Source organism: Citrobacter sp. On2M (assembly GCF_018035235.1).
Lineage (GTDB): Bacteria > Pseudomonadota > Gammaproteobacteria > Enterobacterales > Enterobacteriaceae > Citrobacter > Citrobacter meridianamericanus.
Map to the genome: position 1 here is coordinate 1 of NZ_WPCV01000003.1, position 22,561 is coordinate 22,561.

The window sequence follows — 22,561 nt, forward strand, 5'->3', positions numbered from 1 at the left end:
AACAGAATTTGCCTGGCGGCTGTAGCGCGGTGGTCCCACCTGACCCCATGCCGAACTCAGAAGTGAAACGCCGTAGCGCCGATGGTAGTGTGGGGTCTCCCCATGCGAGAGTAGGGAACTGCCAGGCATCAAATTGCAGTAAACCGGGATGTATAATCCGGGTAGTGACAAAGAAATTCGGTGGAGCGGTAGTTCAGTTGGTTAGAATACCTGCCTGTCACGCAGGGGGTCGCGGGTTCGAGTCCCGTCCGTTCCGCCACTTATTAAAAGCCCTGAGCATTAGCTCAGGGCTTTTTCTTTTCCTGCAATTTAATTATTGCTACATCTGCAAAAATCTTCTGCATTTATCACTCTTTTCTATAAAGAGCTGAAGGCCATAATCTTTTTAATTAACGAACATAGTGATTATAAAGAGGAATTCTATGGCTATCCCTGCATTCGGTTTGGGCACTTTCCGCCTGAAAGATGACGTGGTTATCGCTTCTGTTAAAACGGCGCTTGAGCTGGGCTACCGTGCTGTCGACACTGCGCAAATCTATGATAATGAAGCGGCTGTGGGGTAGGCGATTGCCGAAAGCGGCGTACCGCGTAACGAGTTGTACCTCACCACCAAGATCTGGATTGAAAATCTTAGCAAAGACAAACTAATCCCAAGCCTGAAAGAAAGCCTGAAGAAACTGCGTACAGATTATGTTGATCTGACGCTGATCCACTGGCCATCTCCGGGCGATGCGGTATCCGTTAAGGAGTTCATGCTGGCGCTGGATCTGCATCTGGATGGCGAAGATAAAAAAGCGATCGTAGCACTGGACTGCAACGATCGCCTTGTCAGCCCGGAAGGACTGGCTCCTGCCTGGGATTAATTGCTCGATCCTTTGTACTCTTTAACCCTCTTTCACAGCTCCTTCGGGAGCTGTTTTTATATATTCACTTAAAAAGTCTATAAATGCCCGAATGCGTGTACTGACCGCACGATCGCTGTAATAAACGGCGCTGAAAGGCATTTTGACCGGCAGACGTTTATCGGCCAGCAGTTCCACCAGTTCTCCCCGCGCAATCTCTTTATCAATCATATAATCTGAAAGACATGCGATGCCGTTACCGCTCAGACAAAGCTGTTTTAACGTTTCCCCGCTGTTGGAAGAAATCCCGCACTCAACCTCATGGAGCTGTCCATCGCTACAGGCAATCGGCCAGGTATTGAGTGAAACGGGTTCGGAAAACCCCAGACACAGATGCTGTTTTAGCTGTTCGATGGTCTCGGGCTTGCCAAAACGGGCAATATAGTCAGGGGACGCGATAATCTTGCGATAGCTGCTAAATAACGGGCGCGCACGCAGGCTCGAGTCAGTCAGGGTACCTGCTCGTATCGCGACATCCACTTTTCTTTCAATAAGATTGATGAACGTTTCTGAGGAGACAAGAGACAACGTCATCTCAGGATATCGCTCACGGAACGGTTTGATTAGCGGCATCAGGAAATGCAGCATCACCGGCGTTGCCGCATCGATACGCAGCAGACCGCGCGGAGTATTACGCGACTCCATGATTTCCGTTTCTGCGGCTGCCATCTCTTGCAGTATCTGCTGCACACGTCTGAAGTAACGTTCTCCTTCTTCAGTGAGACTTAGCTGCCGAGTCGTGCGATTAAGCAAACTTACGCCCAGTTTCATCTCCAGTTTTTTTACTGCCCGACTGATCGCAGAATTAGCCTGTCCGAGCTGTTCTGCTGCCCGGCTGAAACTGCCGCTTTCCACAACGGCCACAAAAATCGCAAGTTCATCGGATGTCGCTTTCATTTTTGCACCTGAAGCAAAATTATATTGAGATTTTGAATATTTTTGTCATTAAAACATCCCGGCATACTGCGTGTCATCTGATTACTGATGTTATGGAGTTATTTATGCCTCTCGCTTTATTTGCACTCACAATTAGTGCCTTCGCTATTGGGACGACTGAGTTTGTGATTGTTGGCCTGGTACCGACTATCGCGCAACAGCTGGGGATCTCGTTACCTTCCGCCGGACTGCTGGTTTCAATTTACGCGCTGGGTGTGGCGATTGGCGCACCGGTGCTAACCGCTCTCACCGGACGTCTGCCGCGTAAACAGTTACTTGTAGCGCTGATGGTCCTGTTTACGGCAGGGAATTTGCTGGCATGGCAAGCTCCCGGGTATATGACACTCATTGTCGCCCGTTTGCTGACGGGACTAGCTCACGGTGTATTTTTCTCGATTGGCTCTACTATCGCGACCAGTCTGGTGCCAAAAGAGAAAGCGGCTTCCTCCATTGCCATTATGTTTGGCGGCTTAACGGTGGCGCTGGTAACGGGTGTGCCGCTGGGTACGTTTATCGGTCAGCACTTTGGCTGGCGTGAGACTTTCCTTGCAGTATCAATGTTAGGCGTGATTGCGCTGATCAGCAGTCAACTGCTGATCCCCGCCAACATTCCCGGTCGTGCAGCCGCCAGCATTCGCGACCAGTTGAAAGTGCTGACTCATCCCCGTCTGTTGCTGATTTACGCTGTTACGGCACTGGGCTACGGCGGCGTGTTCACAGCATTTACCTTCATGGCACCGATGATGCAGGATCTGGCGGGATTCTCTCCGGCAGCAGTAAGCTGGATCTTACTGGGTTACGGCGTATCAGTGGCTATCGGCAATATCTGGGGCGGTAAGCTGGCGGATAAGCATGGTGCGGTTCCTGCGTTGAAATTCATTTTCGCCGCGCTGTTTGTTCTGCTGATGGTTTTCCAACTGACGGCTTCCACGCAATACGCCGCGCTGGTTACCATTCTGGTGATGGGGATCTTTGCCTTTGGCAACGTACCAGGGTTGCAGGTCTACGTGGTACAGAAAGCGGAACAATTTACGCCTAATGCTGTTGATGTGGCGTCAGGGTTGAATATTGCGGCGTTTAACATTGGCATTGCACTGGGTTCAGTGATTGGTGGACAAACGGTCGAGCATTATGGTCTGGCGCAGACGCCGTGGATTGGCGCACTTATTGTCCTGGTTGCTTTCCTGCTAATTGGGTTCAGCGGTCGTCTTGATAAGCCCGCGCGTGTTGTTTTGGGGTAAATCATTGATGTAAGCGCCCACTTACAAAACAAACTGCAATTGTTCGTTGAAAGTGACTGCTAAAATCCCTATAACAGAAGAACCAGTCCGGCTGCGGACTGGTTGACGTTACAGAGGTTTGAAAGTCTAAAGTGCGAAAAAACACCTATGCCATGCGTTATGTTGCCGGACAACCCGCCGAGCGGATTTTACCGCCAGGGTCGTTTGCGCATATTGGCCAGGCATTACCCGCAGGCGTACCGTTGAGCAGTGAAGATCGCATTCGCGTGCTGGTATGGAATATTTTTAAACAGCAGCGAGCTGAATGGCAGTCGGTGTTGAAGAATTTTGGCAAAGACGCGCATCTGGTGTTATTGCAGGAAGCGCAAACCACGCCAGAACTGGTGCAGTTTGCGACCGCTAATTATCTTGCGGCCGATCAGGTTCCGGCCTTTGTGCTGCCTCAGCATCCCTCTGGCGTTATGACGCTTTCCTCCGCTCACCCAGTATACTGTTGCCCATTGCGCGAGCGTGAGCCTATTTTACGGCTGGCGAAATCGGCGCTGGTGACGGTGTACCCGTTGCCTGACACTCGGTTGTTAATGGTGGTGAATATCCACGCGGTTAACTTTAGCCTTGGCGTTGATGTCTATAGTAAGCAATTACTTCCCATTGGCGATCAGATTGCTCATCACAGCGGCCCGGTGATCATGGCTGGCGATTTTAATGCCTGGAGCCGTCGACGGATGAATGCGCTGTACCGCTTTGCGCGTGAAATGTCGCTGCGCCAGGTGCGCTTTACCGACGATCAGCGTCGCCGCGCGTTTGGTCGTCCTCTCGATTTTGTGTTCTATCGCGGTCTGAACGTGAGTGAAGCCTCAGTGCTGGTTACCCGCGCATCCGACCATAACCCGCTACTCGTTGAATTCAGTCCCGGCAAACCTGAACAATAACGGTGTGTCAGGTCTGCCGTAGGGCAGGCCTGTGATGGTTGCCCTTCATTTTTCACAACAACCGAAGGACAACACAATGACAACACGCTCTCATCATGACAACGTCGAAAAGCAGTTTGGCTCTCAGGCAAATGCCTATTTAACCAGTGCGGTGCATGCCTCTGGTCGTGACTTGCAACGTCTGGCAGAAAGGCTGTCGGCATTTCCGCTGGCCCGCGTACTGGATATGGGATGCGGAGCGGGGCACGCCAGCTTTGTGGCTGCGCAACACGTAAAGCAGGTCGTGGCTTATGATTTATCGTCACAGATGCTTGAAGTGGTCTCTGAAGCGGCAAAAGACAGAGGTCTGGAAAATATCGTCACACAGCAGGGGTATGCTGAAAGCCTGCCATTTGAAGATGACGTATTTGATGTAGTGATTAGCCGCTATTCCGCGCATCACTGGCATGATGTCGGGAGTGCGCTGCGGGAAGTGAATCGCGTTCTGAAGTCCGGCGGTGTGCTGATTGTGATGGATGTGATGTCGCCAGGCCATCCTGTACGTGATATCTGGTTGCAAACCGTGGAGGCGTTACGTGATACCTCGCACGTCCGCAACTATTCCAGCGGAGAGTGGCTGTCATTAATCAATAACGCCAATCTGATTGCCGATACCTTGTTAACCGATCGTCTGCCGCTGGAGTTCAGTTCGTGGGTGGCGCGGATGCGCACGCCTGCAGCGTTGAGTGACGCGATTCGTGTTTACCAACAGAGTGCTTCTGCCGAAGTGAAAACCTACTTTGCGTTGCAGGAAGATGGCTCGTTTACCAGCGACACGATCATGGTTGAGGCGCATAAAGCGGGATAAATAAAAAAGGCACTGGGGGGAAGCCAGTGCCTTTATTTCTACAATACTATCAGGAGTCCGGCATGCCGTTGTTTTTCACAAACAACGTTAGCTGATCGCCAGGCTGCAGATTGTCCGTATCGTTGTTCCAGCGCATCACATCCTTGATGTTAACCCCGTGACGCTTGGCAATGCTCGACAGTGAGTCGCCTTTACGCACACGATAGGTGATGCTATCGCTGTTATTAGCTAACCGTTGTGCGCTGGTACCCGCACCTACCGTCAGACTTTGGCCCACTTTCAGCGACGACCCACGCAGATTATTCCACTGCTGCAGATCCTTCGTGCTCACGCCAAGACGTGCAGCGACGCCGGAAAGCGTATCGCCAGAGCGAACTTTGTAGCTACGGCTGTTCAGCGGCGTGTTATCCGCAACCAGCGTTGACTGTACGGCCGCAATCTCGCCTGAAGCCAGAGACTCACGCAGCTTCTCTGCATGCTTCTTTGGCACCATCACATATTGCGGGCCGCTTGCACCCAACGTGGAGCCTTTCACGCCAGCATTGAAGGTCTTCAACTTGCTGACGGAGATACCCGCCATATCGGCAACCTGAGCCATTTCAACCGGGCTACTCAAGCGAACACGTGCCAACGCGCGGCTTTCGTCTGTTGTTGGCAGACGCACGCCATAGCGTTTGCTGTTTTTGAGTATATCGCTCAATGCCAGCATTTTAGGCACATACAGCTTTGTTTCCTGAGGCAATGGCAACGACCAAAAGTCAGTGGGTTTACCACGGGCTTTGTTCGTTTTAATCGCCTTCATGACACGTCCTTCACCGCTATTATAAGCAGCTACGGTCAGCAGCCAGTCGCCATCAAACATCTTGTTCAGACGCTGCATCATGTCCAGTGCGGCGGTGGTGGAAGCCACAACGTCGCGACGTGCATCATAATTGCGGGTCTGTTTTAAACCATAATTGCGCCCCGTGCTCGGAATGATCTGCCAAATACCTGCGGCATTGGCGCCAGACGTTGCGTGAGGATCAAAAGCGCTCTCCACTATGGGTAGTAGTACCAGTTCCATTGGCATGTTACGTTTCTTAACCTGCCCGGCTATCCAGTACATATACGGCTCTGCCCGTAAAGTTACATCGTGGAGATAGCTCTTATTGCGTAAATACTTCTGTTTCTGTTCGCGAATCCGGCTGTTTTCCGGAATTCCCATCTTTAGCTCGTCACCAATGAAAGCCCACAAATCTTGATCAGCAGCGATAGACGTTCCGTCGTCCATCCATCGCGCCTGACTTGTAAACTTTCCTGCTTCCCCTTGACCAGCTGCAGAAAGGCTCTGTGCGTGTTGTTGGACGTTACCAGTATTCTGGCACCCAACAAGCAGGACAGAGGCGAGTAATATCGCTTTTGCCTTCATGTGTGTGTCAATAGTTGCTTAAAAGACGACCGATCATAACGGCGAAGTTTTCAAAAGGCAACCCGGAATTGTCAGAACGTATCTTTCTTTGACCTTAACCAGGCAAAACGCTCTTCAGGTTGTTGCAATATTGTTTCTTTGTTTATTTCATTAATTAAATCAATATCTTCCGTTCTTAAGAAAAGATTATTTCGTCGCTCATTTTTCAGAATTACGGGTAGTGTCATTTGTTTTTTTACCCGTAACTCATTAACTTTACGATAATATTCATTAATAAACGAATCGTGAGGCAGAATGCTTAAGGCAAACTTCATGTTTGCTAATGTGTATTCATGTGCGCAACAAATTAACGTATCGTCAGGAAGTGAGTTTATTTTTTTAAGTGATTGATACATTTGAGATGCCGTTCCTTCGAACAGACGTCCGCAGCCGCCGGAAAAGAGCGTGTCGCCGCAAAATAAATAAGGGTGACTAAAATAACAGATATGTCCTAAAGTGTGACCCGGCGTAGCAATTACCGTAAATTCATGCCCCAAAACCAGTGCAATATCGCCATCTTCAACTACGTGCGTCGTTCCCTTATCTTGCGTTTCAGCCGGTCCATACACCACTATTTGTGGGAAGTGTTGTAAAAGTTCTTTCACGCCGCCCACGTGATCCTGATGATGGTGGGTCAGCAGAATGGCATCAGGAACCCAGTTATGTTCTGCAATAGCTTTCAAAACGGGAGCTGCTTCGCCCGGGTCCACAATCAGACAATGCTTGTCATTATTCGACAGGACCCAGATGTAATTGTCCTGAAATGCAGGAATACTGTTAAGATTCATAGATTACCTCTCAATGCGTAACGGAAGGTTGTGATGAAACCGGCAAGGATCCCTCAAACTGTCGTAGCGCCCGTTAGCTGGAATGATTTGCCATGGGGCGAATACTATCGTGAGGCGCTGGAGTATCAGCTTAACCCGTGGTTCGCAAAAATGTACGGTTTTCATCTGCTTAAGATTGGTAATTTAAGCGCAGAAATCGATTCCGAAGCGTGCGCGGTTTCTCATCAGGTTAATGTTTCTTTGCAAGGGTCTCCCATGCAGGTGACGGCCGATCCTTTGCATCTACCTTTTGCCGATAAGTCTGTGGATGTCTGTTTATTGGCCCATACGCTACCGTGGTGTTCCGATCCCCATCGCTTATTGCGTGAGGCCGATCGCGTGCTTATTGATGACGGCTGGTTGATTCTGAGCGGTTTTAACCCGGTAAGCCTGATGGGATTGCGTAAACTGGTGCCCGTATTGCGTAAAACATCACCCTACAACAGCCGGATGTTTACGCTCATGCGGCAATTGGACTGGCTTTCATTGCTGAATTTTGAAGTGCTGCACTACAGCCGTTTTCACGTCCTGCCCTGGAATAAGAAGGGCGGAAAAATGTTAAGCGCCCATATTCCCGCGCTGGGATGTTTGCAACTGGTGGTTGCGCGTAAGCGAACCATTCCGCTCACGCTCAACCCGATGAAACAAAATAAAAGCAAAACGCCTATCCGCCAGGCCGTCGGCGCGACCCGGCAATACCGCAAACCCGACGCTTAAGCCTCAGCCTGATACCCAATATCATCCTGAGTTGGACGCATGGCTGCGGCGCGCGCAAGCTCATCGCAGCGTTCGTTTTCCGGATGACCCGCATGGCCTTTCACCCACTCCCATTTGATTTGATGCGGCCCCAGCGCGGTATCCAGACGTTTCCATAGATCGACGTTCTTCACCGGCTTTTTATCTGCGGTTTTCCAGCCGCGCTTCTTCCAGTTGTGGATCCACTGCGTAATGCCCTGACGCACATACTGGCTGTCTGTGCTGAGTATCACTTCACACTGTTCTTTCAGGGCTTCCAGCGCAACGATTGCCGCCATTAGCTCCATGCGATTATTGGTGGTGAGGTTGTAGCCTTCGCTAAAGGTTTTTTCGCGCCCGCGATAGCGTAAAATCGCTCCGTAACCACCTGGCCCCGGATTTCCCAGGCAAGAACCGTCGGTGAAAATTTCTACCTGTTTAAGCATCTCTGGTAGACTTCCTGTTTTAGCAAATCGAAATCAAACGATAAGTCTGACATAAATGACCGTTATGAGCACTGGAATTACACGACAGGTAGTCCTCGATACCGAAACCACCGGTATGAACCAGATTGGTGCCCACTACGAAGGCCACAAGATCATTGAGATCGGTGCGGTTGAAGTGGTGAACCGCCGCCTGACCGGGAATAACTTCCACGTTTACCTGAAGCCGGATCGGCTGGTGGACCCGGAAGCATTTGGCGTGCATGGCATCGCTGACGAGTTCCTGCTCGATAAACCTACGTTTGCCGATGTGGCCGATGAGTTTCTCGACTACATTCGCGGCGCGGAGCTGGTCATCCATAACGCATCGTTTGATATTGGCTTTATGGATTACGAATTCGCTAAGCTCAAGCGGGATATTCCGAAGACCAACGAATTCTGCAAAATAACCGATAGCCTGGCGCTGGCGAGGAAAATGTTTCCTGGCAAGCGCAACAGCCTTGATGCATTGTGCTCACGCTATGAAATAGACAACAGTAAACGTACCTTGCACGGCGCATTGCTCGATGCTCAGATTCTGGCCGACGTTTATCTGATGATGACCGGTGGGCAGACAACGATGGCGTTCTCAATGGAAGGTGACAGCCAGCAGCAGAATGACACGGGGATCCAGCGCATTGTGCGACAGTCCAGCAAACTACGCGTTGTTTTCGCCACTGATGAAGAGTTAGCGGCCCATGAGTCGCGCCTTGACCTGGTGCAGAAGAAAGGCGGAAGTTGCCTCTGGCGGGCATAGTTTGTACGTTTTTCGTATGGAAATGACCATTCGGGTGATTTTTGCAGCAAACGATTAAAAATCGTGAGAAAAAGCGTTGACGAGGCGCGAGGCAATCCGTAATATTCGCTTCGTTCCCAAGCGGAACACAACGCGGAGTGGTAGTTCAGTTGGTTAGAATACCTGCCTGTCACGCAGGGGGTCGCGGGTTCGAGTCCCGTCCATTCCGCCAATATTCAGAAAGCCTGAGTCAGAAATGATTCAGGATTTCGTCGTTTTAACCCAGAAAAATAAAAGCCTGCAACCATGTGTTATTGCAGGCTTCGTTGTTACTCGCTCAGCGTCTGCGCGATATCTTTTTGTACCTGCTGGCGCTGTGCTGGAGTCAGCACTTTGTTCAGATCAAAATAGTATTTCACGCGGTAATAACGCGCTTGCTGTTCGATATTGCTGAACGCGGAAAGCTGTTTTTTGACGGCCGCTTCATCCCATTTCCCGGACTTGATGACGTCAATCAACGCGCCGTCTTTCACATCCTTCACCGAAATCTGCCCGACATTGGTTTCAAGCTGCTGGTGCAGTTTTTTAATCTGCGCAACCTGGTCAGTGCTCAGCTTAAGATGCTGTACTATCGGATCCTGGGCAGGAGCCGGAACATTAGATGTGGTTGCTGCAAACGTGCTAAAAGACGCGCCAGCCACGGTAACTGCCAGCAAAGTCATGCGTACGGAGTTCTTCATTATTGCAATCCTGAGAAGGGAATTATCGACAATATTTGCCACTTGTCGGTTACGAGTAATTATCCCTGGCAGGATACGTTGCCAGAAGCGTGTCGCCACGCGAATTTGTTTTGCGGTTGGTTACGGAGTGAAACAATCCCGCCACGGAAAATGTTCCGCAGCGGGAGGGGTGGCGATATTTATAGTGTGAACGGGTCGGCATCCTGCCAGGCGGGAAACTTTTCGCGATACTCACGCAGCGCCGAGAGAGACAGTTCAGCGTCAATACGCGCGGCCTGATGCGGTTCGGCGGTGGCAATAATCTCACCCTGCGGATTAATCACCCGGCTGTCGCCGCGATAATGATGTCCGTTACCGTCAGTGCCCACGCGGTTACATCCTGCTACATAAGCCTGGTTCTCAATCGCCCGGGCGGTGAGCAAAACCTGCCAGTGCAGCGAACGCGGCGCCGGCCAGTTGGCAACATACAATGCCAGGTCGTAGTCGCCGCGGTTGCGTGACCACACCGGAAAACGCAGGTCATAACAGACCAACGGCAGAATACGCCAGCCGCGCCATTCAATAATCACCCGCGCGTCACCGGCCTGATAATACTGATGCTCATCCGCCATACGGAACAGATGACGTTTGTCATAAAAATGGACATCACCTTCGGGGTCGACCAATAAAAAGCGGTTAACCGGGCCGCGTTCAGACTGGAGAGCCGCGCTACCCGCTATCAGGGCATTCGTCTGTTGCGCCTTAGCGCGCATCCAGCTTACGACCTCTTCCTGTGCCAGCGATTTGCCTGCCGCTTCCATGGCAAATCCGCTGGTAAACATCTCGGGCAACACAATGACATCACGTCCGTTGACGGTTTCCAGTTGGCGGTCGAAATGGCGCAGGTTGGCTGGGCCATCCATCCAGCTCAGTGGTTGTTGCAGCAGCGTAATTTTCAAACCAGGCACGATCGAGGCTCCTCGTTGAATAACATTTTGACACTGTAGCATGAGCTCTTACGAAAATGTGGCAATAAAAAGCCCCGCATTAAGCGGGGCTAAACGTTGTGCGTGTGTCGTTATGCGGCTTCGACTTTACGCACCTTCTCTGGCAGCTTTACCGGCTGAGTCGCCAGCTCCTCGGGTTCAAAGTCATCCACGTTGATGCTGCGCAGACGACTCGCCTCGGCTTTCACCAGAATTGCAGCTTCGTCTTTATCAATCAGTCCTTTAGCCAACGCATTGTGCGCCAGTTCATCCAGACGGGTAAACGGCAGGTTTTTACCCAATTCTTTGCAGATCCGCTGGTGGATAGGGTCGGCTGCAATCACATCCAGCAGAGCCTCTTCCAGCAAACCAACCGGGTTATGCTCGCTCGGCGTCAGGTATTGACCGCGACCAAGGCGAGAACGGGTGGCGCTCGGAACCTGCAAAATCTTCGCAACCTTATGATCCAGCTTGTCAGACGGTGCATGGTAGTGGCGACCGGTAGGGAAGATAACCACACTCAGCAGGCCTGCGACCAGACGGTTCGGGAAGTTTTTCAGCAGATCGTCCATCGCCTGTTCCGCTTTGTACAACGCATCCTGAACGCCCCAGTGAACCAACGGCAGGTCGGCTTCATTACGGCCTTCATCGTCATAACGCTTCAGCACCGCAGAGGCCAGATACAGCTGACTTAACACATCACCCAGACGCGCGGAGATGCGTTCGCGGCGCTTCAGGCTGCCACCCAGTACGGCCATGGACACATCTGAAAGCAGTGCCAGGTTGGCGCTAAGACGGTTCAGATGCTGATAGTAACGTTTGGTTGCATCGCCAGTTGGCGTGCTGCTGGTTAAACCACGCGTCAGGCCAAGCCAGAAGCTACGCACTTTGTTACTGCCGACGTGACCAATGTGTTTGAACAGCAGTTTGTCGAAGGCATTCACATCGTTACTCTGTGCCGCCGCCATTTCTTCCAAAACGTACGGATGGCAGCGAATCGCACCCTGACCGAAGATCATCATGCTACGGGTCAGAATGTTGGCGCCCTCAACGGTAATGGCGATCGGCGCGCCCTGATAAGCACGAGCGAGGAAGTTGCTTTCCCCAAGCATAATGCCTTTACCGCCAGTAATATCCATTGCATCGATGATTGATTGCTGCCCACGGTGGGTACAGTGATACTTCACGATGGCCGACAGCACAGCCGGTTTTTCACCCAGCATAATGCCGTAGGTAATCAGCGATGCCGCAGCATCCATCACGTAGGCGTTACCCGCAATACGTGCCAACGGTTCTTCAATACCTTCCATCTTACCGATAGAGATTTTGAACTGGCGACGAATGTGCGCATACGCACCGGTTGCCATCGCGACCGACTTCACGCCGCCCGTCGAGTTAGACGGCAGGGTAATACCGCGTCCTACGGACAGACATTCCACCAGCATACGCCAGCCCTGACCGGCCATTTTTGGGCCACCGATGATGTAATCAATCGGTACGAAGACATCTTTACCCAGCGTTGGGCCGTTCTGGAAAGGTACGTTCAGTGGGAAGTGACGACGTCCAATTTGTACACCCGGCGTTGAGGTTGGGATCAGCGCACAGGTAATGCCAAGATCTTCTTCGCCACCCAGCAGTTTTTCCGGGTCGGAGAGTTTAAATGCCAGACCCAGCACGGTAGCGATAGGCGCTAGCGTGATATACCGTTTGTTCCAGGTCAGGCGCATACCCAGCACCTGCTGCCCCTGCCAGTCACCCATACAAACCACGCCGGTATCCGGGATCGCGCCTGCGTCGGAACCCGCTTCCGGGCTGGTAAGGGCGAAGCATGGGATTTCCTGACCACGTGCCAGACGCGGCAGGTAATGATTCTTCTGCTCTTCGGTGCCGTAATGCTGCAGCAGTTCGCCAGGGCCTAATGAGTTAGGTACGCCAACGGTGATCGCCAGGATCCCGGAAACGCCGGAGAGTTTTTGCAGAACGCGAGCCTGAGCGTAGGCGGAGAATTCCAGCCCGCCGTACTCTTTCTTAATGATCATTGCGAAGAAGCGGTGTTCTTTTAGATATGCCCACAGCTCCGGCGGTAGATCCGCGAGTTCGTGGGTGATCTGGAAGTCGTTCGCCATGCGGCAGGCCTCTTCCACCGGGCCATCAAGAAACGCTTGTTCTTCAGCAGTCAGATGTGGCTGAGGATAGTTATGCAGTTTTTTCCAGTCTGGCTTGCCCTGGAAAAGGTCGCCTTCCCACCAGGTCGTACCGGCATCAATCGCTTCTTTCTCAGTGCGCGACATCGGTGGCATGACTTTGCGGAAACCGCGGAACACCGGCGCAGAGATCATGGATTTGCGCATAGGCGTAAAGTTAAACGGTACGAGGATAATGGCCAGAGGAACCAGCAGCCAGACTGACCACAGGCCAGCTACGCCAAGCGCAGCCGTCCAGGCGAGCAAAATTAAGCTGCTGAGGAATAAGCTCACGCGGTGATAAAACAGAACGCTGAGCAGGACAACCGTAGCGATAATACTCAAAATCATCATAACGAAAAGCTCCCTTGCTTGTAGGAGGTCTGACCACTTGTGATGATATGGTTGTAGTGGATGTGAATTCTTTTAGCAATATGTTTACAAAATAATTACAACAAAGCTCACATTGTTGTCGTTTTAACCGGCACAAAAAATCAAAAGCCGCCGCCATTCCTGTGGCTTGGACTTCTCGCTGGTAGCGCTATCCGGTACACTGCATCTTGTCATTTACATTCATGCTGAAGGATATCCTCATGTACCAGGATCTTATTCGTAACGAACTGAGCGAAGCGGCGGAAACGCTGGCTAATTTTCTTAAAGATGACGCCAATATTCACGCCATTCAGCGCGCGGCGGTCCTGTTGGCAGACAGCTTCAAAGCGGGCGGTAAGGTACTTTCTTGCGGTAACGGCGGCTCCCATTGTGACGCGATGCACTTCGCCGAAGAGCTGACCGGACGCTATCGCGAAAACCGCCCTGGCTACCCGGCGATCGCTATCTCTGACGTTAGCCATATCTCCTGCGTCAGCAACGATTTCGGTTACGATTATGTGTTCTCCCGTTATGTGGAAGCTGTGGGTCGCGAGGGCGATGTCCTGTTAGGCATCTCCACTTCGGGTAACTCCGGTAACGTGATTAAAGCGATTGCTGCGGCGCGTGAGAAGGGAATGAAAGTCATCACCCTGACCGGCAAAGATGGCGGTAAAATGGCAGGCAGCGCGGATATCGAAATTCGCGTGCCGCACTTTGGCTACGCTGACCGCATTCAGGAAATTCATATCAAAGTTATTCATATCCTGATCCAGTTGATCGAAAAAGAGATGGTTAAATAAGACTTCGCTGGGGGCTCGTCGCCCCCGCTGTTGTGGAGGTGATATATGTGCGAACTGCTCGGGATGAGCGCCAATGTGCCAACCGATATCTGCTTTAGCTTCACCGGGTTGGTTCAGCGCGGCGGAGGTACCGGTCCGCACAAAGACGGCTGGGGGATTACTTTTTATGAAGGTAAGGGCTGCCGTACGTTTAAAGATCCGCAACCCAGCTTTAATTCGCCTATCGCCAAACTGGTACAAGACTATCCCATCAAATCCTGTTCTGTGATTGCCCATATTCGTCAGGCGAACCGTGGCGAAGTGGCACTGGAAAATACCCATCCATTTACGCGAGAGCTGTGGGGACGTAACTGGACGTACGCTCATAACGGCCAGCTCAGCGGCTATAAATCGTTGGAAACCGGTAATTTCCGTCCGGTCGGGGAAACCGACAGCGAAAAAGCATTTTGCTGGCTACTGCATAAGCTGACTGAGCGCTATCCACGCACGCCTGGCAATATGACGGCAGTATTTAAGTATATCGCGGTGCTGGCAGGAGAACTGCGAGAGAAGGGGGTCTTCAACATGCTGCTGTCTGACGGGCGTTATGTGATGGCCTTCTGTTCGACCAACCTGTTTTGGATCACCCGGCGTGCGCCATTTGGTGTAGCGACGTTGCTGGATCAGGATGTGGAAATCGATTTTAGCTCAGAGACCACACCCAATGATGTGGTCACCGTGATTGCCACGCAGCCGTTAACCGGCAATGAAACCTGGCAAAAGATTATGCCAGGCGAGTGGGCATTATTTTGTCTCGGGGAGCGCGTAGTTTGATGCCAGCTGCGGCTGGACCACTTCGTGACTCAACGGCTTGCTGATAACGTAACGGCCATCTACGACGGAAACTGTTGGTGGCTTACGCGTTTGTTCGAAGTAATCGTATCCCGGTTTTAGCTGTGACCAGAACTCTTTGTAATACGAGAATTTATGGCGCTGCATGTTGGCGTCGGTCATACGGAACGGATAAATGCTGACCTGCACGCTGGACTGCCCAAACACCAGCGCACCGGTGACAAACTGGAAAATCTCATCAATGCCGTTATCGGTCATCGCGTAGCAGCCGACGGAAACGCAGGCACCGTGAATCATCAGGTATTTACCTTCATAACCGTGTGCGCGGTCGTAGGCGTTAGGGAAACCAATGTTAATCGCTTTGTAAAAGCGGCTATCCGGTTTCAGCTGTCCGCGCTGTACGCTGTAAAATCCTTCCGGACTTTTGAAATCACCCTGACGCTGTTTCGGCCCTAAGCCGCCGGAATAATTGCAGATCTTATAACTGTCGAGCAATTGATACTGTTCGCCCATCTTGACGTACAGATCCAACGTTCGCTCTTCTTTGAAGATCTGGATATAGACAGGGGAGCCCATTAATTGCTGCTTATATTCTTTGCTGACAGGCGTAGTCGGGCTGCTGCTGCTCAGCAAACCGGCAAACGAAACGCACGGCAATAAAAGCATCGCAAGAAAAAATGCGATTTTACGCATACTACATATTCCTTGATAAAACGATTACACACGCCAGGACGGCAAAAAGAGTCCCCAAATCGGATAAATCTGGATCTGGAGCGCTCACATTATCACCCAGAGAGTTTTTCGCAAGTCTCTCGTGCTGCGTTTACACTTTAGATTTTCTTTATACGGAAAATTGTGCTTAAAGTCTGTCAGGCGTGGCGTATTTTGTGGGTTAGCGAACTTTATGGTACACCGAACCTCATGAGTTAAATGAGACGCTGCGCGAGCGTGTGTACGCGACGGACAATTTGTGCGTTATCTGTGTGATGCGCGCTTTGTGATGAATGGACACGCACTGACGTTGCAGAGGAGCTGACTTCTCATGTCGCAAAAATACTGTATACTTAAACAGTGTTGTGAGAGGTGAGTCATGCGCAAAATCATACATGTCGATATGGACTGCTTTTTCGCGGCGGTGGAAATGCGTGATAATCCCGCCCTGCGTGACATTCCCATTGCCATTGGCGGCAGTCGTGAACGCCGCGGGGTTATCAGCACAGCCAATTATCCGGCGCGTAAATTTGGCGTGCGCAGCGCAATGCCAACCGGAATGGCGTTAAAGCTGTGCCCGCATCTTACCCTGTTACCCGGTCGTTATGAGGCATACAAAGAAGCGTCATGCCAGATTCAGGCGATCTTCTCCCGCTATACCTCGCTGATTGAACCGCTTTCGCTGGATGAAGCCTACCTGGATGTCACCGACAGCGTATACTGCCACGGCTCCGCGACGCTGATCGCCCAGGAGATCCGCCAGACGATCTTCAATGAACTACAGCTAACCGCCTCTGCGGGGATTGCGCCGGTTAAATTCCTGGCAAAAATCGCCTCCGATCTCAATAAACCCAACGGGCAATATGTGATAACCCCTGCTGATGTCCCTGAATTTCTCAAAACGTTACCGCTGGGGAAAATTCCCGGCGTCGGTAAAGTCTCCGCCGCTAAGCTGGAGTCGATGGGATTGCGTACCTGCGAAGATATTCAAAAATACGATCTGGCTACGCTGCTCAAACGTTTTGGTAAGTTTGGCCGCGTGTTGTGGGAGCGCAGTCAGGGAATTGACGAGCGGGACGTCAACAGCGACAGGCTGCGCAAATCCGTCGGCGTCGAGCGGACACTGGCGGAAGATATTCATCAGTGGTCAGAGTGTGAAGCGATTATTGAGCGGCTCTATCCCGAACTGGAACGGCGTCTGGCAAAGGTTAAGCCGGATCTCCTGATCGCCCGCCAGGGAATAAAACTCAAGTTTAATGATTTTCAGCAGACCACTCAGGAGCATGTCTGGCCGCGCTTAAATAAAGACGACTTAATTGCGACGGCACACAAAACCTGGGAAGCACGTCGGGGAGGGCGAGGTGTGAGGCTGGTGGGGTTACACGTCACGCTGCTGGATCCACAAATAGAAAGGCAGCTGTTATTGGGGTTGTGACATACATGTATTGCCGGATAAGCACAGCGCCATCCGGCATTTAACGCAGACTTACTTCGCCGGAATAGACTTCAGCAGTTCAGTCAGCAGCGTCCAGTAGTGGCCGACGCTTTCGATATGAACCTGCTCATCCGGGGAGTGCGGACCGGTGATGGTTGGCCCGATGGAAACCATGTCCATTTCCGGATACGGTTTTTTGAACAGGCCACATTCCAGACCAGCATGGATGATCTGAATGTTCGGCGTTTTATTGAACAGACGCTGATAGGTTTCACGAACCAGGTGCATAACCGGAGAGTTTGCATCCGGCTGCCAGCCTGGATACGCGCCTTTGGCTTCAGTTTTGGCGCCAGCCAGTTTACCCAGTGAATCCAGCATGCTCACCACGTAGTCTTTACCGCTGTCGATCAGCGAACGTACCAGGCAGTGGATCTGGACATTATCGTCAGTCATGGTTACCACACCGACGTTCAGGGAGGTTTCTACCACGCCTTTGGCGACGTCGGAGTTGCGGATCACACCGTTAGGGGTGGCGTTCAGCAGACGTACAAAGCTGTCGCGAGACTGCGCGGTTAGCGCGGCTTTGTCGTTAGTAACGGCATCCAGCAGCAGAGCCAGATTTTTCTCTTTAGCTTCCAGCTCGTTTTTCAGGATTTCCTGGTAGGTGCTGACCAGCGCTTTTAACGCATCAACTTTATCTGCAGCCACGGCGAGGGTAGCGAAGGCTTCACGCGGAATCGCATTGCGCAGCGTACCGCCGTTGAAATCAACCAGACGCAGATCCAACTCTTCAGCGTGACCCGCCAGGAAGCGTACCAGCAGCTTGTTCGCGTTGCCGAGACCCACGTGGATTTCACCGCCGGAGTGGCCACCTTTCAGACCTTTTAACGTCAGCTTAAAGCTCTGGAAGCCAGCCGGGATTGCTTCACGGGACAGCGGCAGGTTAGAGGTAAAGTCGATCCCACCTGCGCAACCCATATAGATCTCACCTTCTTCTTCTGAGTCGGTGTTGATCAGGATATCCGCCTGCAGCCAGTTAGCCTGCAGACCAAATGCGCCATCCATACCTGCTTCTTCGGTCATGGTCAGCAGGACTTCCAGCGGACCGTGTACCACATTGTCATCAGCCAGAACGGCCAGCGCGGACGCCATACCGATACCGTTATCCGCACCCAGCGTGGTGCCACGGGCTTTTACCCATTCGCCATCAATATAAGGCTGGATAGGATCTTTGGTGAAGTCGTGCACGGTGTCGTTGTTTTTCTGCGGGACCATATCCAGGTGCGCCTGCAGAACGACCGGCTTGCGGTTTTCCATTCCTGCGGTAGCGGGTTTGCGAATCAGGATATTACCGACTTGATCGCGCTCGACGTGGAAACCTTTCTCTTGGGCCCAGCTCAGAATGTGTTCAGCGAGCTGCTCTTCATGGTAGGACGGATGAGGAATAGAACAGATTTTGGCAAAAATATCCCACAGCGGTTGCGGGGATAACTGAGACAGTTCAGACACGTTGAGTCTCCTTGGCGATGTCCTGCAAAACTTGCTTGCAGGCCACAGGGTTAGCAGAATTAAAAACACCACAAGTCAGGCTTGCGCGATGCGATTGAGAATACCACTTTCTCCGCCGACGGCTAGCATAAAGCATGCAAAAAGAGGCGCGGATTCCGCGAAACACTGGTTTTTAGTGCGTCAGATCTCTATAATCTCGCGCAACCTATTTCCCCCTCGAACACTTTTTAAGCCGTAGATAAACAGGCTGGGACACTTCACATGAGCGAAAAATACGTCGTCACCTGGGACATGTTGCAGATCCATGCACGTAAACTGGCAAGCCGCCTGATGCCTTCTGAACAATGGAAAGGCATTATTGCCGTTAGCCGTGGTGGTCTGGTGCCGGGCGCATTGCTGGCGCGTGAATTGGGTATTCGTCATGTCGATACCGTATGCATCTCCAGCTACGATCACGACAACCAGCGCGAACTGAAAGTGCTGAAGCGTGCCGAAGGCGACGGTGAAGGTTTTATCGTAATTGATGACCTGGTTGATACCGGTGGTACCGCCGTTGCGATCCGCGAAATGTATCCTAAAGCGCATTTCGTCACGATCTTCGCTAAGCCGGCCGGTCGTCCGCTGGTGAATGGTTATGTTGTTGATATCCCTCAGGATACCTGGATTGAGCAGCCGTGGGATATGGGCGTTGTGTTTGTCCCGCCGATCTCTGGTCGCTAATCAATAACGTTTTCGACGCCTGGCAATGCCGGGCGTTGTTCTTTTTTTGCGGTGTCAGGTTACACTATGCCTTAGTGAGTATTCATGGAGGCTGCAATCATGTCACAGGCTAACCTCAGCGAAGTCCTGTTTAAACCCCGCTTCAAACACCCTGAAACGTCAACGCTGGTTCGTCGTTTTAATCGCGGCGCGCAGCCGTCCGTACAATCGGCTCTTGATGGCAAAACAGTTCCGCACTGGTATCGCATGGTGAATCGCCTGATGTGGATCTGGCGTGGCGTCGATCCGCGTGAAATTCTCGAAGTGCAGGCCCGCATCGTCATGAGTGAAGCCGAACGTACGGATAAAGAACTCTACGACACGGTCATCGGGTATCGCGGCGGGAACTGGATCTACGAGTGGGCGAAGCAGGCGATGGACTGGCAACAGAAAGCGTCTATGGAAGCGGATCCGCAGGTGAGCGGACGCCACTGGCTACATGCCTCCACGTTGTACAACATTGCCGCTTATCCCCACTTAAAAGGTGATGAGCTGGCAGAGCAGGCGCAGGCTCTGGCCAACCGTGCCTATGAAGAGGCCGCACAGCGTCTGCCGGGTACGCTGCGTGAGATGGAATTTGCCGTTACCGGCGGCGCGCCAATCACTGGCTTCCTGCATATGCCAAAAGGCGACGGTCCGTTCCCGACGGTGCTGATGTGCGGTGGCCTCGACTCTATGCAAACGGATTACTACAGTCTGTATGAGCGCTACTTTGCCCCGCGCGGTATCGCCATGCTGACGCTGGATATGCCGTCGGTCGGGTTCTCGTCAAAATGGAAACTGACCCAGGATTCCAGCCTGCTGCACCAGCACGTATTAAAAGCGTTGCCAAACGTTCCCTGGGTGGATCACACCCGCGTGGCGGCCTTCGGTTTTCGCTTTGGCGCTAACGTGGCGGTACGCCTGGCGTATCTGGAATCATCGCGTCTGAAAGCGGTGGCCTGTTTGGGGCCAGTGGTTCACGCGCTGCTTAGCGACCCGCAGCGCCAGGCAAGCGTTCCGGAAATGTATCTTGACGTTCTGGCAAGTCGTCTGGGGATGCATGACGCCTCCGATGAAGCGCTGCGTGTAGAGCTTAATCGCTATTCATTAAAAGTGCAGGGTCTGCTGGGCAGACGTTGTCCGACGCCAATGTTGTCGGGGTTCTGGAAAAACGATCCATTTAGCCCGGAAGAGGAGTCGCGTTTAATCACATCTTCATCTTCTGACGGTAAGTTGCTGGAGATTCCATTCAACCCGGTGTATCGCAATTTTGACAAAGGGCTGCAGGAAATAACCGGTTGGATCAATCAGAGATTGTGTTAAAAGTTTGCTAAATTTTATCGATTTGGTAAAACAGGTGCTTCACCTAAGGAGATCGTAATGACGTTACCGAGTGGGCATCCGAAAAGTAGATTGATCAAGAAATTCACCGCGCTGGGTCCGTATATCCGCGAAGGACAGTGCGAAGATAATCGATTTTTCTTCGATTGTCTGGCTGTTTGCGTCAACGTGAAACCCGCCCCCGAGAAACGCGAATTCTGGGGCTGGTGGATGGAACTGGAAGCGCAGGAAAAACGCTTTACCTACAGCTATCATTTTGGTTTGTTTGATAAAGATGGTAACTGGACTGCGGTGCCAGTGAAAGAGACCGAAGTGGTCGAGCGACTGGAATACACCTTGCGTGAGTTTCATGAAAAATTACATGGATTGTTAACGTCGCTGAATCTGGCGCTGGAGCCTGCTGATGATTTTAAGGATGAACCGGTTAAATTAACGGCATAACGAACAGCAAAATGCCGGATGGCGGCGCAACTCCATCCGGCATTTTTTATGCTAGACCCTAAATAATTCGCGTTGCAGGAAGGCCAACGCACATGCAGCTTGAAGTATGAAGGGTATAATCAAAACTGGTAGGTCATACCGACGGCAACGATATTATCGTCATTGATACCCAGCTTATTATCGCTATCAAGCTGGTTGATTTTATAATCAACAAACGCAGACATATTTTTGTTGAAATAGTACGTTGCACCCACGTCGATATAATTCACCAGGTCCTCATTCCCAACGCCTTCAATATCTTTACCTTTCGACAGCACATAACCCAGTGACGGACGCAGACCAAAGTCAAATTGGTACTGAACAACCGCCTCGAAGTTTTGTGTTTTATTGGCAAAGCCGCCGGAAATTGGCGTCATATTGCGTGTTTCGGAGTACATGGTCGCAATATAGATATCGTTAGCATCATATTTTAAACCGGTCGCCCAGGCTTCTGCCTTATCGCCCGTACCGCGCGTTTGCAGATTCTGCTGGTTGGTACGATCGGAGTTGGTATACGCGCCGCTTACCGCGAAATCGCTTCCGCCAAAGTCATAGGTCACGGAAGTACCAAAACCGTCTCCGTTCTGTTTTTTCACATCGCGGTCCTGGTTTTTACCCTGATACTGCAGGGTGAGATCCAGGCCATCCACAACACCGAAGAAGTCAGTGTTGCGGTAGGTCGCCAGGCCGCTGGCGCGTTTGGTCATAAAGTTATCGGTTTGCGCAGAGGAGTCGCCGCCGAATTCCGGGAACATATCGGTCCATGCTTCCACGTCGTACAACGCGCCCAGGTTACGACCATAATCAAATGAGCCAAGATTTTTTAATTTCAGACCAGCAAAAGCCAAACGCGTTTTTTGCTGGTTGGAGTCACTTTCGGCTTTATTACCGGCAAACTCCGCTTCCCAACGGCCATATCCCGTCAGTTCATCGTTAATTTGCGTTTCACCTTTAAAACCTAAACGGACATAGCTCTGGTCGCCGTCTTTGCTGTCATAATCCGTCATGTAATGCATGGCTTTTACTTTGCCATAGAGATCCAGTTTATTGCCGTTCTTGTTATACACTTCCGCTGCCTGTACGGATGCCGACGCAACAATTCCCATCACCACTAATGCCAGAGTGCTCTTTTTCATTTTCATTCCTGATTAAAAAGTACGCGCTAATATTTACTGGGTGTGATCCCCGCTAAAAGACAGGAAGGTTTTTAACGTCTGGCAATGAACGTTTTATGACAAAGTAAGAATAATTTTAAAAAAGGATGTTTTTTTGTTTCTGTAATAAAGGCGTCAAAATCAGCCGCTACGCTTGCTGATCCTGCGCAATAAAATTTCATGCTTTGTACGCTGGTTGTTGGCAACCGGGGCC

21 protein-coding genes, 2 tRNA genes, 1 rRNA gene and 1 pseudogene are annotated in these 22,561 nt (G+C 51.5%); 15 read left to right on the plus strand and 10 right to left on the minus strand.

The features are described 5' to 3' along the window. The first annotated feature begins 11 nt into the window (after positions 1–11). From rrf to On2M_RS08605, 3 genes and pseudogenes are all read left to right on the plus strand, one after another. Positions 12–127 (plus strand): 5S ribosomal RNA (gene rrf, locus On2M_RS08595). 55 nt (positions 128–182) lie between these two features. After that, a tRNA-Asp gene (locus tag On2M_RS08600) sits at positions 183–259 on the plus strand. A gap of 163 nt (positions 260–422) precedes the next feature. Further along, positions 423–863, plus strand: a pseudogene (locus On2M_RS08605) (aldo/keto reductase). Positions 864–884: 21 nt separating this feature from the next. On the opposite strand, the gene yafC reads toward On2M_RS08605, so the two are convergent. Next, a complete protein-coding gene (yafC, locus tag On2M_RS08610; RefSeq protein ID WP_151224173.1) occupies positions 885–1,799 on the minus strand; it encodes a DNA-binding transcriptional regulator YafC in 915 nt (304 codons plus the stop codon). Between the two features lie 104 nt (positions 1,800–1,903). Between yafC and On2M_RS08615 the strand changes: the two genes are divergently transcribed. The 3 genes from On2M_RS08615 (at position 1,904) to On2M_RS08625 (ending at position 4,858) form a co-directional block, all read left to right on the plus strand. Continuing rightward, the gene (locus On2M_RS08615) at positions 1,904–3,079 is read left to right on the plus strand and encodes an MFS transporter (RefSeq protein WP_210904666.1); all 1,176 of its coding nucleotides are present in this window, start codon (positions 1,904–1,906) and stop codon (positions 3,077–3,079) included. A gap of 131 nt (positions 3,080–3,210) precedes the next feature. Beyond that, positions 3,211–4,011, plus strand: a complete 801-nt coding sequence (locus tag On2M_RS08620) for an endonuclease/exonuclease/phosphatase family protein (RefSeq protein ID WP_151218483.1) — start codon at positions 3,211–3,213, stop codon at positions 4,009–4,011. A 76-nt stretch (positions 4,012–4,087) separates the two neighbouring features. Continuing rightward, complete coding sequence (locus On2M_RS08625) at positions 4,088–4,858, plus strand: class I SAM-dependent methyltransferase (protein WP_151218484.1); 771 nt, start codon at positions 4,088–4,090, stop codon at positions 4,856–4,858. Positions 4,859–4,907: 49 nt separating this feature from the next. On the opposite strand, the gene mltD is transcribed toward On2M_RS08625, so the two are convergent. Further along, positions 4,908–6,266 carry a murein transglycosylase D gene (gene mltD / locus On2M_RS08630; RefSeq protein ID WP_187252998.1) on the minus strand — a complete coding sequence of 453 codons (1,359 nt, stop codon included), beginning with the start codon at positions 6,264–6,266 and terminating at the stop codon, positions 4,908–4,910. Between the two features lie 71 nt (positions 6,267–6,337). Next, a complete protein-coding gene (gene gloB, locus On2M_RS08635) occupies positions 6,338–7,093 on the minus strand; it encodes a hydroxyacylglutathione hydrolase (protein ID WP_151224176.1) in 756 nt (251 codons plus the stop codon). Positions 7,094–7,126: 33 nt separating this feature from the next. On the opposite strand from gloB, the gene On2M_RS08640 reads away from it, so the two are divergent. Then, positions 7,127–7,849: a class I SAM-dependent methyltransferase gene (locus On2M_RS08640; protein WP_151224177.1), complete on the plus strand. Its 723-nt coding sequence runs from the start codon at positions 7,127–7,129 to the stop codon at positions 7,847–7,849. On the opposite strand, the gene rnhA is transcribed toward On2M_RS08640, so the two are convergent. After that, complete coding sequence (rnhA, locus tag On2M_RS08645) at positions 7,846–8,313, minus strand: ribonuclease HI (protein ID WP_016151805.1); 468 nt, start codon at positions 8,311–8,313, stop codon at positions 7,846–7,848. The genes On2M_RS08640 and rnhA overlap by 4 nt on opposite strands. A 64-nt stretch (positions 8,314–8,377) precedes the next feature. Between rnhA and dnaQ the strand changes: the two genes are divergently transcribed. Together dnaQ and On2M_RS08655 are read left to right on the plus strand one after the other, a co-directional pair. Further along, entirely contained in the window at positions 8,378–9,106 is a 729-nt protein-coding gene (gene dnaQ / locus On2M_RS08650; RefSeq protein ID WP_187252996.1) for a DNA polymerase III subunit epsilon, read from the plus strand. A gap of 134 nt (positions 9,107–9,240) precedes the next feature. Beyond that, positions 9,241–9,317 (plus strand) — tRNA-Asp (locus tag On2M_RS08655). 97 nt (positions 9,318–9,414) lie between these two features. Here On2M_RS08655 and On2M_RS08660 read toward each other — a convergent pair. From On2M_RS08660 to fadE, 3 genes are all read right to left on the minus strand, one after another. After that, positions 9,415–9,825 carry a Spy/CpxP family protein refolding chaperone gene (locus On2M_RS08660; RefSeq protein ID WP_151218488.1) on the minus strand — a complete coding sequence of 137 codons (411 nt, stop codon included), beginning with the start codon at positions 9,823–9,825 and terminating at the stop codon, positions 9,415–9,417. 179 nt (positions 9,826–10,004) lie between these two features. Continuing rightward, the gene (locus On2M_RS08665) at positions 10,005–10,772 is read right to left on the minus strand and encodes an amidohydrolase (RefSeq protein ID WP_210904667.1); all 768 of its coding nucleotides are present in this window, start codon (positions 10,770–10,772) and stop codon (positions 10,005–10,007) included. A gap of 110 nt (positions 10,773–10,882) precedes the next feature. After that, a complete protein-coding gene (fadE, locus tag On2M_RS08670) occupies positions 10,883–13,327 on the minus strand; it encodes an acyl-CoA dehydrogenase FadE (protein ID WP_151224179.1) in 2,445 nt (814 codons plus the stop codon). Between the two features lie 239 nt (positions 13,328–13,566). Between fadE and lpcA the strand changes: the two genes are divergently transcribed. Both lpcA and On2M_RS08680 read left to right on the plus strand, forming a co-directional pair. Next, positions 13,567–14,145, plus strand: a complete 579-nt coding sequence (gene lpcA / locus On2M_RS08675) for a D-sedoheptulose 7-phosphate isomerase (RefSeq protein WP_016151815.1) — start codon at positions 13,567–13,569, stop codon at positions 14,143–14,145. 45 nt (positions 14,146–14,190) lie between these two features. Then, the gene (locus On2M_RS08680) at positions 14,191–14,958 is read left to right on the plus strand and encodes a class II glutamine amidotransferase (RefSeq protein WP_038637544.1); all 768 of its coding nucleotides are present in this window, start codon (positions 14,191–14,193) and stop codon (positions 14,956–14,958) included. Here On2M_RS08680 and dpaA read toward each other — a convergent pair. Next, on the minus strand, positions 14,929–15,669 hold the full coding sequence (gene dpaA / locus On2M_RS08685; RefSeq protein WP_003843847.1) for a peptidoglycan meso-diaminopimelic acid protein amidase: 741 nt from the start codon (positions 15,667–15,669) through the stop codon (positions 14,929–14,931). The two genes, On2M_RS08680 and dpaA, sit on opposite strands and share 30 nt — an antisense overlap. 397 nt (positions 15,670–16,066) lie before the next feature. Between dpaA and dinB the strand changes: the two genes are divergently transcribed. After that, entirely contained in the window at positions 16,067–17,122 is a 1,056-nt protein-coding gene (gene dinB / locus On2M_RS08690; protein WP_151218490.1) for a DNA polymerase IV, read from the plus strand. A 51-nt stretch (positions 17,123–17,173) separates the two neighbouring features. Here the strand turns inward: dinB and pepD are convergent, their stop codons facing one another. Then, a complete protein-coding gene (pepD, locus tag On2M_RS08695) occupies positions 17,174–18,631 on the minus strand; it encodes a cytosol nonspecific dipeptidase (protein WP_151218491.1) in 1,458 nt (485 codons plus the stop codon). A gap of 261 nt (positions 18,632–18,892) precedes the next feature. Here pepD and gpt point away from each other — a divergent pair, with 261 nt between their 5' ends. The 3 genes from gpt to crl all read left to right on the plus strand — a co-directional run bounded on the left by gpt (position 18,893) and on the right by crl (position 21,154). Further along, the gene (gpt, locus tag On2M_RS08700; RefSeq protein WP_210904668.1) at positions 18,893–19,351 is read left to right on the plus strand and encodes a xanthine phosphoribosyltransferase; all 459 of its coding nucleotides are present in this window, start codon (positions 18,893–18,895) and stop codon (positions 19,349–19,351) included. A 99-nt stretch (positions 19,352–19,450) separates the two neighbouring features. Further along, positions 19,451–20,695 carry an esterase FrsA gene (gene frsA / locus On2M_RS08705; protein ID WP_151218492.1) on the plus strand — a complete coding sequence of 415 codons (1,245 nt, stop codon included), beginning with the start codon at positions 19,451–19,453 and terminating at the stop codon, positions 20,693–20,695. A 57-nt stretch (positions 20,696–20,752) separates the two neighbouring features. Further along, positions 20,753–21,154 (plus strand): sigma factor-binding protein Crl, encoded by a 402-nt coding sequence (gene crl / locus On2M_RS08710; RefSeq protein WP_151218493.1) that lies wholly within the window; start codon positions 20,753–20,755, stop codon positions 21,152–21,154. 119 nt (positions 21,155–21,273) lie between these two features. On the opposite strand, the gene phoE is transcribed toward crl, so the two are convergent. Next, positions 21,274–22,329, minus strand: a complete 1,056-nt coding sequence (phoE, locus tag On2M_RS08715; RefSeq protein WP_187259303.1) for a phosphoporin PhoE — start codon at positions 22,327–22,329, stop codon at positions 21,274–21,276. Between the last annotated feature and the right edge of the window lie 232 nt (positions 22,330–22,561).